A 13,386-nucleotide genomic window follows, 5' to 3' on the forward strand; every position below is an offset into this window, starting at 1 on the left:
CTTTTTAGTAGACTATCTCTCAAAAAAAATTACTAATTTTGCAGTCGTTTTATCAACGACAAATACAAATCCGGTAAAGTATTTATAATTATGGCAAAAAAAGCTGAAGCATCTGTAGAAGATCGATTAAGAGCATTGTACGATTTACAATTAATCGACTCACGAGTAGATGAAATTAGAAACCTTAGAGGAGAATTACCTCTTGAAGTTCAAGATTTAGAAGATGAAGTTGAAGGTTTAAACACTAGGCTTGAAAAACTAAGCACTAACTTAGAGCTTATTGATGATCAAATCAAAGGAAAGAAAAACCTTATTGAAGAAGCTAAAGCACTAATTAAAAAATATAGTGAGCAGCAGAAAAATGTTAGAAATAACAGAGAATATAACTCTTTAACTAAAGAAGTTGAATTTCAAGAACTAGAAATTCAATTGGCTGAAAAGCACATCAAAGAATTTAAAGTTCAAATTGAGCAGAAAAAAGAAGTGATTTCTGAAACTAAAGACAAACTTAAAGATCGTCAAAAACACTTAAAGCACAAGCGAGGTGAATTAAACGAAATTTTAGCTGAAACTCAGAAAGAAGAAGATGCTTTGTTGAAAAAATCTGAAGATTTCCAAAAGAAATTAGACGACCGTTTAGTGAATGCATATTTGAGAATAAGAAATAATGTAAAAAATGGATTAGCAGTTGTACCAATTGAAAGAGGTGCTTCAGGTGGTTCTTTCTTCACTATTCCTCCTCAAATTCAAGTTGAAATTGCATCTCGTAAAAAAGTAATCACTGATGAACATAGTGGACGAATTCTTGTTGATGCAGAATTAGCTCAAGAAGAGAAACTAAAAATGGAAAAAATGTTTGCTAAATTATAGTAATCATACAATTATAAAAAAAGCCTTCATAATAATGAAGGCTTTTTTTTTATGGTTATTGCTCTGCAAAATTTTAAACCTTCACACTCCGAATATCTTTTAATATAATTTTCACAAAATCAGAATTAAGGATTCTTATTTTTATACGACTATGAAAAAAAAGAAAAATCATGAACAAATTATTAATTACCTGTGCCATAACTTTATTTTTTAGTTGTAAAAACATCGCTCAAATAAACCCCGAACAGCAAGCTGTCATTGATGCAAATCCAATTGAAGTACCAATCAAAAACGGAAAAGCTAGAGCCTATTTTGCTAGTGGCTGTTTTTGGTGTGTGGAAGCTGTTTATGAAAGTGTAAAAGGTGTAGAAGAATCTATTTCCGGATATGCTGGTGGTCACACTAAAAACCCAACTTATGAATCCAATAGTTATAGCCGTATTAAAGACCATGCAGAAGCAGTAGAAATTATTTACGACCCAAATGTGGTTAGTTTTGAAACATTGGTTGATGTTTACTTTGCTTCTCAAAACCCTACACAAGTAAATGGTCAAGGTCCAGATCGTGGGTTTCAATATCGCTCAATTATTTTTTATCAAAACGATGCTCAGAAGGAAATCATTGAAATGAAAAAAGCAGCATTAGCCAAAAAATTAAACGCCAAAATAGCTGCAGAAGTTTATCCGTTTCAAAAGTTCTGGGTTGGTGAAGATTACCATCAAAATTATGAACGTTTAAATCCTAATAATAGTTATATCAGAAATATTTCAATTCCGAGATTACAACGTTTTCAGGCTAAAATGCCTGATATTATAAAAGAAAACCATTAAAGTTTTGTCGCTTTAATTTCAAAAATTAGAGGATACAATTTATCTTTTGTAGTAAACATGCCAGATTTGGTTTTCACTAAATCTGGTAATACATCATACGGACTTTCATCATATTCATTCAAATAGTCAATTGTTAATCCAGCTTCAATAAGCGCATTAACAACCTCACTCAAACCATGATTCCATCCATATTCTTTACTAGTCATTTTTGAATTTTGATTTGCATAAGTTCCTTCATATTCTTCGTAGATTACTTCCTCTTGCATATAACCATATTTCATGATTTGTTGTCCTTCTAAGTAATCAAACATCCAAACTATAGGATGAAATTCTGCCATATAAAACGTACCTCCTGTCTTAAGTCGTTCAGCAATTAGTTTTCCCCATGGTTTTAAATCTGGCAACCAACCAATCACTCCATATGATGTAAACACAATATCAAACATGTCTTTTACAAATTCAGACGTGTCTAAAACATTGCATCTTACAAACTCTGCATCAAGTTTTAATTCATTACTCAAAGAGGTGGCTAAAGCGATGCCTTCATCACTTAAATCAACACCAACACATTGCGCTCCTGCTCTACTCCAACTTAAAGTGTCTTGGCCAAAATGACATTGCAAATGCAACAAGGATTTTCCTTTAACATCACCAAGAGCTTTAATTTCGTAAGACATCAAAGATGATTTACCATTTTTGAACGCTTCTAAATCATACATATCACTTTGAGAATGAATTTTTACCTTCTCATTCCAAGTTGCTCGATTAATCTCAAAATAATTTTTACTCATACGTTTTGATTGAAGCCCTAAATTACATTTTCTATTGTAATTACTCTTAAAGTTTCAATAATTAGATTTAAAAAATACACGCAAAACAGTACTTTTGGAAAAACAAAAAATCATGATGCGATTTATTTCCCTTTTATGTGTATTTGCAATACTAATATCTTGTAAAACCGAAACAAATGAACGTAAACCTATTTCAGTAACCTCAGTTGAAACTACTCAAAAATTAACTGTTGCAGAAAAAATTGCAAATGCTCATGGTTTTGAAAACTGGAAAGAGATTAATCAAATTAAATTTAGATTTAATGTTAATAGAAACGGAAACATATCAGGACGCTATTGGACATGGCACCCAAAGACAGATGATGTGACCTTAATTTCAAATGATAAGACGACTTCATATAATCGAAAATCAATGGATAGTATTTCATTGAAGGCTGATCGTGGATTCATAAACGATAAATTTTGGTTACTAATTCCATTTCAATTGGTATGGGATGCAGGCACAACAATTTCAAAACCTTCAAGTGCTGAAGCTCCGATTTCAAAGGATAAGTTAAACAAAATCACTTTGACCTATGGAAATGAAGGTGGCTATACACCTGGAGATGCTTATGACATCTACTACAACGAAACGTATATAATAAAAGAATGGGTGTTTAGACAAGGAAATGCTGATGAACCATCAATGACAACAACTTTTGAAAACTATGAGGATTTCAATGGCATAAAAATCGCTAAAGACCACAAAATGGCTGAAGGTGATTTTAATCTCTTCTTTTCAGATATTTCGGTAAACTAAATCATAAAAAAAATAAAATTACAGTTTTCATGTAATCCCAAAATCTAAATAATGACTCATAAATGCATAAAATATTTAGCTATGAGCGTCCATATAAATTCAAAGCGTTTCAATTAAATAATTGAAACGCTTTATTTTTTAAGGTAAATCAAACTTTTAAGACTTTAATTCTTCATTATTAATCCTTATTTTTATACACATATTCTAAACTCTAGAATACATATTAACTTAAACAAAAGCACATTGTCTAACTATAAATTGGGTCTCGATTTTGCTAAAAAACAAGACCAAAATGACACATTTAAATCCTTCAGAAGTCAGTTTCATATGCCAAAAGACAGCAATGGAAATGAACTGATTTACATGACTGGAAATTCTCTTGGCTTACAACCAAAAATCACTAAAGATTATATTAACCAAGAACTTGAAGATTGGGCTAATCTGGGTGTTGAAGGCCATACAGAAGGCAAAAACCCTTGGTTACATTATCATGAATTTCTAACAGAAACAATGGCTGAAATTGTTGGAGCAAAACCTTTAGAGGTTGTCGTGATGAATTCTCTCACTGCTAACCTTCATTTTATGATGGTAAGTTTTTATAAACCAACTCCTAAACGTTACAAGATACTAATTGAAGCTGATGCGTTTCCAAGTGATAAATATGCTGTAGAATCACAGCTACGTCACCATGGATATGATGATAATGAAGGTTTAATTTTATGGAAAGCTCGCCAAGGTGAAGAGTTGGCAAATTATGATGACCTAGAAACTATTTTAGAGGAACATGGCAGCGAGATTGCTCTTGTCATGATTGGAGGCGTCAACTATTATACAGGACAATTTTTCGATTTAAAACGCATTACAGATTTAGGTCACAAGTATGGATGTGTAGTTGGTTTCGATTGTGCACATGGCGCAGGAAATGTACAACTAAATTTACACGATTCTGGTGCAGATTTTGCCGTTTGGTGTAGTTATAAATATTTAAATTCTGGCCCAGGAAGCTTGTCTGGTGCTTTTGTTCATGAGCGTCATGCACACAACAAAGATTTAAACCGTTTTACAGGTTGGTGGTCACATAACAAACAAACACGTTTTAGAATGCGTGATGAGTTTGACCAATTACCAGGAGCTGAAGGATGGCAACTTAGCAATCCTCCTATACTTTCAATGGCCGCAATTAGAGCATCTCTGGATGTTTTTAAAACTGCAGATTTTGAAAAGCTATGTGAAAAATCTAGACAGCTTACAGGTTATTTTGAGTTTCTCCTAAATGAACTTAATAATTCTGATATTAAAATCATTACACCTAGCAACCCTAAAGAACGTGGTTGTCAACTTTCTATTCAAGTGAAAAATGCTGATAAAGCACTCCATGATAAATTAACTGAATCTGGAATTATTACAGATTGGAGAGAACCTGATGTCATCCGTTGTGCTCCTGTCCCATTGTATAATTCTTACATGGATGTTTACGGATTTGTAGAGCGCTTGAAAACAATTTTAAATTAACATGAAACAACAAAACATACTTATAATAGGAGCTGGACTTTGTGGTAGCTTACTCGCATTAAGATTAGGTCAGAGAGGTTACAACGTAAGCGTTTATGAAATGCGACCAGATCTAAGAAGCACAGATATTTCTGCTGGTCGCTCAATTAATTTAGCGTTTTCAGATCGTGGCAATAAAGCCATGAAACTCGTTGGCATTGAAGACAAAGTGAAATCACTTTGCATTCCAATGAACGGAAGAATGCTTCATGATAGAGAAGGCAATACGTTTTTATCTAATTATAGTGGAAGAGATCATGAATACATCAATTCTATTTCAAGAGGTGGTTTGAATGCCTTATTACTTGATGAAGCCGAAAAACATGACAATGTTAAGATACACTTTAATAAAAAATGTAAATCTGTAGACTTTGAAAATACAACCGCTTTATTCCAAGATTACAACTCTAAAAAGGAATTTATTGAAGATGCCGATGCTATAATTGCTACTGATGGTGCTGGTTCTGCTTTACGAAGAAGTTATTATTTAGAACGCAAATTTTTATTTAGCTTCTCACAAGATTACCTAACCCATGGCTATAAAGAATTATCTATTCTTCCAACAGAAACTGGAGATTACAAAACCTATAAAAACGCATTACATATTTGGCCAAGAGGAGATTTTATGGTAATTGCATTGCCTAATTTAGATGGCAGCTTTACAGTAACACTATTCTTAAGTTATGATGAAGGAGAATACAATTTCAATAATTTAATTACGCCTGAAATCGTAACTGAATTCTTCCAAAAGGAATTTCCTGATGCTCTTGAATTAATGCCAAATCTTGTTGAAGACTTTTTTGAAAATCCTACAGCACCATTAGGAACAGTAAAATGTTCACCATGGCATTATAAGGGAAACACCTTACTCATGGGTGATTCTGCGCATGCTATCGTGCCGTTTTACGGACAAGGAATGAACGCATCTTTTGAGGATGTTGTGGAGTTTGATGCAGTCATAGATGAACATGAAGGTGATTGGGAAACCATCTTTTCTGAATACGAAAAAACTAGAAAAAAAGACACTGATGCTATAGCAGATTTAGCTATCGATAATTTTCATGAAATGAAAGATCATGTTGGTCAAGCCATATTTCAGGAGAAGCGAAAAATTGAAATGGCATTAGAAGAAACCTTCCCTGGAGACTATTCTTCAAAATATAGTTTAGTGACTTTCAATGAAGATATTGGTTACAGAGAAGCCATGCTAAGAGGAAGAGCACAAGACAAAGCTATTTTAAACATGTTATCCGACGGAATAATTTCAAACGAAGATGACATCAAAGATATTTTAGATAAAGTACAATCAGAAACCGAAGCTATTCTTCAAGATGACAGAATTGCTGGACTACATTAATACATTATGAGCGAAAATATAGTAACACCAAGAGGAGCATATCCACATGTAAAACAAGTTGGCGATTTTATTTTCGTCTCAGGAACCAGTTCAAGACGTCCAGACAACACCATTGCAGGAGTTGATATTATAGACGACATGGGAACTAAAAAGCTAAACGCTTACACCCAAACCCAAGAAGTCCTAAAAAACATAGAAGGTAATCTTAACAAAGTTGGCGCATCACTAAAAGATGTAGTAGATGTCACTTCATTTTTAGTCAATATGAATGACTTTGCAGATTACAACAAAGCTTACGGAGAGTTTTTTGATAAAGCAACAGGACCAACAAGAACTACAGTAGCTGTTCACCAATTACCACACCCAGATTTGGTGATTGAGATCAAGGTGATGGCTTATAATAAACAATAATGTACATTAAAAACTACACAAGTAGTAAACTTATAGATCAAGAAACTAAATTAAAATCATGTCTTAGCATCCTGTTTTTGTTCGCACTTTGCATGTCCTGTAATTCTTCAGAAGAAAAAAAAACAACTCTTGAAGTAAAAAAAGAAAATTTAGAAACTCTAGTTATTGATCACACTTTGAAAATTAATTTCTTGAAAGAAATTTTAAAGGATAAAAATAACAAAATTTTGTATGCTTATAATTATACAAATCCTTACATCAAGTATAAATCTAATAAATATGTTAGAAACAAAGATGTAAGATATCAAGGTCGTATGGGAAAACCATCAACTTTCCCTGAATACATTAATTCTTTTTTCAATAGTAAAGACACAACATACATCATAAACCAAATAGCATCAAATAATACATTATCAATTGGAGAACTTTCAAATTATGGTTATAATATTCTAGACTGGAAAACAATACATAACGACAGTCTAAAAACAAATGATGGTTTTTTAATCTCAAAAGATTCTTTGGAGCGCTTATCAGAACACAGATCTCAAAAAAGAGAGTTCACTATTTATGGATTAATTTTTAATAAAAGCTTAAATTTAGCTTATATTTCAGTAGATTATTTTATGTCACATGGCACTGAAATGCTCTACAAAAAAGTAAATAACAAATGGGTCTTTCATAAAATCATAGGAGGCTATCAATACTAAGAATAAACTAAATTTCACCAAGCAGTGATAACAATAAAAAATTATATAAACGGCAACTTTCACAATCCTATTCAAGATGATTGGATTGACAATTACAACCCTTCTAACGGAGAAGTTTACGGTCAAATACCTAACTCATCAAAAGACGATGTTGAAAACGCATACATAGCAGCTAAATCTGCGTTTCCAGTATGGTCAAAAACCACTTTAGAAGAACGCAGTCGTATTCTTATTAAAATTTCAGAATTACTTGAAGCCAACTTACAACGTTTTGCTGAAGCCGAATCTAAAGATAATGGCAAACCTGTGTCTTTAGCAAAAGCTGTAGATATCCCAAGAGCAGCGAGTAACTTTCGTTTCTTCGGAAATGCCATTACACAATTTGCTAGCGAAAGTCATGAAAGTGTTGGTCAGAATGCTATCAATTACACCTTACGTCAACCGATTGGTGTTGTCGGTTGTATTTCACCATGGAATCTTCCTCTCTACCTCTTTACTTGGAAAATTGCACCTGCTCTTGCTGCAGGAAATTGCGTAGTTGCTAAGCCAAGTGAAGTCACACCAATGACTGCTTTCCTTTTGAGTGAGATACTAAATGAGGCTGGCCTCCCAAAAGGGGTTTTAAATATTGTTCACGGACTTGGAGGCTCTACTGGTCAAGCCATTATTGAACATAAAGACATTAAAGCGATTTCGTTTACAGGAGGTACAGCAACAGGAGCTCATATTGCTAAAGTTGCTGCGCCAATGTTTAAAAAGTTATCTCTTGAATTGGGTGGAAAAAATCCAAATATCATTTTTGCAGATTGCGATTATGACGACATGCTGAACACAACTGTACGTTCATCTTTTGCTAATCAAGGTCAGATTTGTTTATGTGGAAGCAGGATTTTTGTGGAACGCTCTATCTATGATAAATTTAAAAAAGACTTCGTAACTAAAGTAAAACAACTCAAAGTTGGTCATCCTTCTGAAACTGACACTAATATTGGTGCTTTAGTCTCAAAACCTCATTTAGAAAAAGTAAAAGAATACATTGAAATTGCAAAAGATGAAAACGGAACTGTACTCTGTGGAGGAAATGATGTAACAGTTACTGGCTTTGAAAATGGGTACTATCTAGAACCAACTGTTATTGATGTACCATCTGACGAATGTCGCGTGAACCAAGAAGAAATATTCGGTCCAGTAGTTACCATAATGCCTTTCGATTCGGAAAACGAGGTTTTAGCTATGGCAAACAAAGTCAAATACGGATTATCAGCAACACTTTGGACAAACAATTTAAAACGTACCATGCGCATGAGCAATCAACTGCAAGCAGGAATTGTTTGGGTTAACACTTGGATGATGCGTGATTTACGAACCCCTTTTGGTGGTGTTAAAGCATCTGGAGTTGGTCGTGAAGGCGGCTTTGAAGCTTTACGTTTTTTCACAGAAGCTAAAAATGTATGTATAAAATATTGATCCAATTCATAAATCAAATTAATTATGAAATTTAAAATAAGTCTACTAACTATTCTGTTTACTTTTTCTTGTTTTGCACAAGATAATTGGCAGACCTACAAAAAAGATAATTATTCAATAGATCACCCTTCAGATTGGACTTACAGTAGTCAAAAACCCCAACCTACTATTCAGTTTGTTTTCATGGCAAAGCCTGAATCTGCAAGAGAAGATCAGTTTCAAGAAAACATAAATCTTAATATAGAATTGCTTAAGCAAGATGATAATAATGTCGATGCTTATGTTGATGCTTCAATTTCACAGATAAAATCACAAGTGAAAGGTGTTAATATAATTGAAAATCAACTGACTAAAATTAATGATTTAGACGCTAAATCATTTGTCTGGTCTGGAGATTTTGGAAATGGAATGATTTTAACATTCAAACAATTAATTTTTATAAAAGACAAAACAGCCTACATCCTCACACTAACTTGCTCAGAGACCGAATACAAAGACTATATCGAGGTTGGAGATAAAATTTTTAACAGTTTCAAATTTAATAATTAAATGAATTTAGATCTTAATAACAAATATGCCTTAGTCTGCGGAAGTACTGCAGGTATTGGTAAAGCAACTGCTATAGCTTTAGCAGAAGAAGGCACAATAGTAACTTTAATAGCTAGAAACGAAGACAAATTGAAAGCCACGCTTGCCGAATTACCTCAGCATAGAAATCACGATTATATCGTTGCAGATTTTTCAAATCCAATCGAGTTAAGTGAAAAAGTGAACACTTACATTAAAGCAAATCATGGCTTTCATATTTTAGTAAATAACACAGGTGGACCAAAAGGTGGACCAGTCTTTTCTGCTGATATTTCAGAATTTGAAAGTGCGTTTACGCAACATTTAAAATGCAATCATGTATTAACACAGGCCGTTGTTCCTTACATGAAAAACGAGAACTACGGAAGAATTATTAATGTGATTTCAACTTCAGTAAAACAACCACTAGACGGATTAGGTGTCAGCAATACTATACGAGGCGCAGTGGCTAATTGGAGTAAAACATTAGCTAACGAACTAGGTCAATTTGGGATCACAGCTAATAACGTTTTGCCTGGCGCAACTGGTACTGATCGACTAGCTCAAATCATTAAAAACAAATCAGCTAAAACAGGGAAAACCGAAGACGAAGCAGCAAATGCAATGAAAAGCGCTGTGCCAGCAAAACGCTTTGCAAAGCCCGAAGAATTAGCTGCAGCGATTACATTTTTAGCAAGTGAACGTGCTTCATACATTAATGGAATTAATCTTCCTGTTGATGGTGGACGAACAAAATCACTATAAAATCTTGAAAACAACATTTAATTTTTATTCTTTTATTCTCACTTTGATTGTATCAATTTACAGTCAAAGCATCATTAGTCAGACTCATGTTTTAAGGACCTCTTTTCCAAAAGACATGGACGAATTCATTATCAATAGTAAAACCTTAAAAAATATTGAGGACAAACAAAAAAGTCGAAAATACATTTATATCACAGATAATGAATGCTATGTTACTTTCGTTCCAAATTTTAAAAACGATGCTCTACAATATGAATTTTCAAATTTTCCTACGTTCACATACCTCAAAGTATTTGACATTTTTATAGTTAAAAAATTAGGGAGAAAAGACATTCTTTCACACGAAAAATTCACAAAATTATTTACATACAAACCAACTAAAAAATTTAAAAATTATTTTGGAATTAATGCAGAAATATATGCTAGTGATAATAATTTTTATGAGTGTGAATTTTTAGTTGCTGATGGCGAATCAAACCTTGATACTCAACCGTTCTTAAAAATATTAAAAGACCTAAAGCTTTTAAGCTTAAAACCTAACCAGAAAGTTGTTGCCATAAATTATTTAGGTATTGAATTCGACATTGACTATGTTACATTAAAACGTGAATATGGCAAAAATATAAATGAGGAAGTTTATTCAGATGACACTGTTGATGAAGAAACCTTAAAAGAAGATTTTAAAGAAATTTATAACACTCAAGAGCTAGAGCACCTAATCAATAAGGATTATACATTTGACACTAAAAAGCATATTATATTTACTGACCATCATCGAAGTCAATCGGTCGACACTTTAAACATATACGACGATAGTAAAACAGGGAATTCAATTAACTTCTATAAAGACTTTTTTACTTTAAATTTAAAGACTCATTTTATTCGGGGAAAATTAAATGAAGATGGTAGTCTAAAACCTGAAAACTTTTACGCTTTATTAGACTCAACAAAGGCTAATAGTACAGATTTTACGAAATACAAAGTCATCTCCAAAAAAATTTCCGAAAATCAAGTTGAACTCATTTTACAAGGTGACAAAGGCTTCTGGAGTTTTTTTAAATACATAATAAGTACAGAACCAAGGGAAAATGAAGATATTTCCACTTTTAAGTTACCTAATAACGTAACCGTAAAAGGTTACCTAAAAAACTTTCACACCTTTACTGCTAGTTATGGAAGAATTGAATACGAAAGATCTACTAAACAAGGTGATAAAACTCCTATAAAACAGGCAAAAACATTTTTTTTACATGAATAAATTTTGCATCCTTTTATTAGCTTTTTTCAGTCTCAATCTTTGTGCACAAGATTTGATTCCATATCAACAAGATGGAAAATGGGGTTTTGCAAATTCAAAAGGTGAACTTATAATAAAAGCTACTTTTGATAGCGTTGGCGTTTTTAATAGAAACAGATTGTTGAGAAAAAAGGTAAGTATTGTAAAAAAGAATGGCGCTTTCAACATTATTAATGAACAAAATGTAGCATTGTTTGATTACAAACTAAAATTAAAATATATCGATTTATCTGCAGGTCATATTATTGTTCAAAGAGAAAACAACAAATTTTCGGCTTATGATATTTTTAAATATAAGCTAGACTCTAGAACATTTGACAACTACAACTCCCAAACTGGCTACACCTTATCTATTGAAAATAATGACAAAGTAGGCCTAATAGATTATAAACTTGAAACAATTGTTCCTACAGAATATGACTTCATATCTTTCCAATGGTTATACTCACGAGGTTATGAAAGTGAAGAGGTGATTTCTGCTATTGCTCAAAAATTAAATCCTACAGTACTAAACAATGAATTATATGTTAATGATGAAAAAGTAGATTTTAAAAGAGACATGATGATTCTAACCGTTGTTAATGATAAAGAATCTAAACATATATTAAGATATATAGACACCGTTTCTGATAATGAAAAGTTTAATGAAGTCGATGACGAAGAAGATATTCAAGTCCCATTTGCGTCCATTAGATCTAACGTCGATAGAAAAAAACTTCAAGAATCAATTAAGGAAAAACAAGAGTACGAAAGCATCAAATGCGATGAGGATTCTGGTATTTGTGTGTTTTCTAAAAATTCAAAACAAGGCCTTTATAACTTAAATACAAAAAAAGAATCTGAGTTATTTAGCTACATCTATCCAAATTCTGATTACTCCTATTTTGAAGTTACTAAAGGGAATTATGAAGGTTTAATGGATGCTAGCTATGAAATGTTGCTTCCTATTGATTATCAAAATATTCGAATAGATTACGAATCAGGATATATTGTTTATGCCAAAAAGGATGGTGGTCTTTATGATTACTATAATCTCAAAACAAAAAAGTATATTTATAAAGATTCAGAATATAAAAAAGGTGATTATATTTATGGAGGTTCTTCTGGCGGCAAGTTTTTCTTTCCTGTAGAAAAAGATGGAGAGTTCTACTATGTAGATGAAGACGGATTTGAATATAAAAACCCTAATTAATTTTAAAAAATTAACATCATGAGTAAATTATATCCTCCAATAAATTTTAAAGCATGGATTGAAGAAAACAGGCACCTACTAAAACCACCTGTAGGTAATAAAGTCGTTTGGAAAGATGGTGATTTTATTGTGATGGTTGTTGGTGGACCAAACAGTAGAAAAGATTATCATTACAACGAAACACCTGAGTTTTTCTATCAGGTAGAAGGCGACATCACTTTGAAAGTTATTGACAAAGGCACACCAAAAGATATACATATTCGAGAAGGTGAAATGTTTTTATTACCTCCAAAAGTTCCACATTCCCCTCAACGAGGTGCTAATACAGTTGGACTTGTAATTGAATATCCTCGTGAAGAAGGTGTACAAGATGCCTTGTTGTGGTTTTGCGAAAACTGTACGACTAAACTCTACGAAGAAGACTTCACCTTAGACAATATTGAAACAGATATGCCTGCCATTTTTGATAAATATTATGGTGATAAAGACAAACGTAGTTGTCCTAATTGTGGCGAAGTAATGCAACCACCTAAAAAGGTGAAACTTGAATAACGTTTTGTCATTCAGAGCAAAGCGAAGAATCTAATTAAAACAAAAAGATTGCTACATCCCGAATTTTCGGGACTCGCAATTACAGATACATGGAAAAACGAAAACTTAGAATAAACGGCCACTCACACTTACTTCCTTATCCAGAGGAAATTCCTGAATTCATGAAAAACAAAGGAATTTTCTGGGTAGACAAAGATCGAAAATTTATGCTTCAAAAAGACTGGAATCGT

Annotated in this window: 14 protein-coding genes and 1 pseudogene; 14 read left to right on the forward strand and 1 reads right to left on the reverse strand. The window is 32.7% G+C overall.

The window, feature by feature from the left end:
* Positions 1-90 precede the first annotated feature (90 nt).
* A complete protein-coding gene (locus AB8B90_RS03165; RefSeq protein WP_405333551.1) occupies positions 91-870 on the forward strand; it encodes a zinc ribbon domain-containing protein in 780 nt (259 codons plus the stop codon).
* Positions 871-1,040: 170 nt separating this feature from the next.
* Entirely contained in the window at positions 1,041-1,700 is a 660-nt protein-coding gene (msrA, locus tag AB8B90_RS03170) for a peptide-methionine (S)-S-oxide reductase MsrA (protein WP_405333553.1), read from the forward strand.
* Here the strand turns inward: msrA and AB8B90_RS03175 are convergent.
* Entirely contained in the window at positions 1,697-2,491 is a 795-nt protein-coding gene (locus AB8B90_RS03175; protein ID WP_405333555.1) for a class I SAM-dependent methyltransferase, read from the reverse strand. The two genes, msrA and AB8B90_RS03175, sit on opposite strands and share 4 nt — an antisense overlap.
* Before the next feature lie 94 nt (positions 2,492-2,585).
* Between AB8B90_RS03175 and AB8B90_RS03180 the strand changes: the two genes are divergently transcribed.
* The 12 genes and pseudogenes from AB8B90_RS03180 to AB8B90_RS03235 form a co-directional block, all read left to right on the forward strand.
* Positions 2,586-3,290, forward strand: coding sequence for a hypothetical protein (locus AB8B90_RS03180; protein WP_405333557.1), 705 nt, complete (start codon positions 2,586-2,588; stop codon positions 3,288-3,290).
* Between the two features lie 243 nt (positions 3,291-3,533).
* Positions 3,534-4,802, forward strand: a complete 1,269-nt coding sequence (kynU, locus tag AB8B90_RS03185; RefSeq protein WP_405333559.1) for a kynureninase — start codon at positions 3,534-3,536, stop codon at positions 4,800-4,802.
* 1 nt (position 4,803) lies between these two features.
* On the forward strand, positions 4,804-6,198 hold the full coding sequence (locus AB8B90_RS03190) for an FAD-dependent oxidoreductase (RefSeq protein ID WP_405333561.1): 1,395 nt from the start codon (positions 4,804-4,806) through the stop codon (positions 6,196-6,198).
* Between the two features lie 6 nt (positions 6,199-6,204).
* Complete coding sequence (locus tag AB8B90_RS03195; protein ID WP_405333563.1) at positions 6,205-6,609, forward strand: RidA family protein; 405 nt, start codon at positions 6,205-6,207, stop codon at positions 6,607-6,609.
* Positions 6,609-7,316: a hypothetical protein gene (locus AB8B90_RS03200; RefSeq protein WP_405333565.1), complete on the forward strand. Its 708-nt coding sequence runs from the start codon at positions 6,609-6,611 to the stop codon at positions 7,314-7,316. Before AB8B90_RS03195 ends, AB8B90_RS03200 begins: the two co-directional genes overlap by 1 nt.
* 27 nt (positions 7,317-7,343) lie before the next feature.
* Positions 7,344-8,783: an aldehyde dehydrogenase gene (locus tag AB8B90_RS03205; protein ID WP_405333576.1), complete on the forward strand. Its 1,440-nt coding sequence runs from the start codon at positions 7,344-7,346 to the stop codon at positions 8,781-8,783.
* A gap of 24 nt (positions 8,784-8,807) precedes the next feature.
* Entirely contained in the window at positions 8,808-9,332 is a 525-nt protein-coding gene (locus AB8B90_RS03210) for a hypothetical protein (protein ID WP_405333567.1), read from the forward strand.
* Positions 9,333-10,115, forward strand: coding sequence for an SDR family oxidoreductase (locus AB8B90_RS03215; protein ID WP_405333569.1), 783 nt, complete (start codon positions 9,333-9,335; stop codon positions 10,113-10,115). It begins immediately after the preceding gene.
* A gap of 4 nt (positions 10,116-10,119) precedes the next feature.
* Complete coding sequence (locus AB8B90_RS03220) at positions 10,120-11,373, forward strand: hypothetical protein (protein ID WP_405333571.1); 1,254 nt, start codon at positions 10,120-10,122, stop codon at positions 11,371-11,373.
* Positions 11,366-12,604 carry a WG repeat-containing protein gene (locus AB8B90_RS03225; RefSeq protein WP_405333572.1) on the forward strand — a complete coding sequence of 413 codons (1,239 nt, stop codon included), beginning with the start codon at positions 11,366-11,368 and terminating at the stop codon, positions 12,602-12,604. Before AB8B90_RS03220 ends, AB8B90_RS03225 begins: the two co-directional genes overlap by 8 nt.
* Positions 12,605-12,622: 18 nt before the next feature.
* Positions 12,623-13,156 (forward strand): 3-hydroxyanthranilate 3,4-dioxygenase, encoded by a 534-nt coding sequence (locus tag AB8B90_RS03230; protein ID WP_405333574.1) that lies wholly within the window; start codon positions 12,623-12,625, stop codon positions 13,154-13,156.
* Positions 13,157-13,245: 89 nt separating this feature from the next.
* Positions 13,246-13,386, forward strand: a pseudogene (locus tag AB8B90_RS03235) (amidohydrolase); the annotation flags it as partial.

The sequence above is a fragment of the Psychroserpens sp. genome, from assembly GCF_045105015.1.
Taxonomy (GTDB): Bacteria; Bacteroidota; Bacteroidia; order Flavobacteriales; family Flavobacteriaceae; genus Psychroserpens.

Excerpts from the sequence above, each read along its gene's own strand:
- AB8B90_RS03165 (WP_405333551.1), top strand. The coding sequence starts at position 91 with ATGGCAAAAAAAGCTGAAGCATCTGTAGAAGATCGATTAAGAGCATTG.
- msrA (WP_405333553.1), top strand. The coding sequence starts at position 1,041 with ATGAACAAATTATTAATTACCTGTGCCATAACTTTATTTTTTAGTTGT.
- AB8B90_RS03175 (WP_405333555.1), bottom strand. The coding sequence starts at position 2,491 with ATGAGTAAAAATTATTTTGAGATTAATCGAGCAACTTGGAATGAGAAG.
- AB8B90_RS03190 (WP_405333561.1), top strand. The coding sequence starts at position 4,804 with ATGAAACAACAAAACATACTTATAATAGGAGCTGGACTTTGTGGTAGC.
- AB8B90_RS03195 (WP_405333563.1), top strand. The coding sequence starts at position 6,205 with ATGAGCGAAAATATAGTAACACCAAGAGGAGCATATCCACATGTAAAA.
- AB8B90_RS03200 (WP_405333565.1), top strand. The coding sequence starts at position 6,609 with ATGTACATTAAAAACTACACAAGTAGTAAACTTATAGATCAAGAAACT.
- AB8B90_RS03210 (WP_405333567.1), top strand. The coding sequence starts at position 8,808 with ATGAAATTTAAAATAAGTCTACTAACTATTCTGTTTACTTTTTCTTGT.
- AB8B90_RS03215 (WP_405333569.1), top strand. The coding sequence starts at position 9,333 with ATGAATTTAGATCTTAATAACAAATATGCCTTAGTCTGCGGAAGTACT.
- AB8B90_RS03225 (WP_405333572.1), top strand. The coding sequence starts at position 11,366 with ATGAATAAATTTTGCATCCTTTTATTAGCTTTTTTCAGTCTCAATCTT.
- AB8B90_RS03230 (WP_405333574.1), top strand. The coding sequence starts at position 12,623 with ATGAGTAAATTATATCCTCCAATAAATTTTAAAGCATGGATTGAAGAA.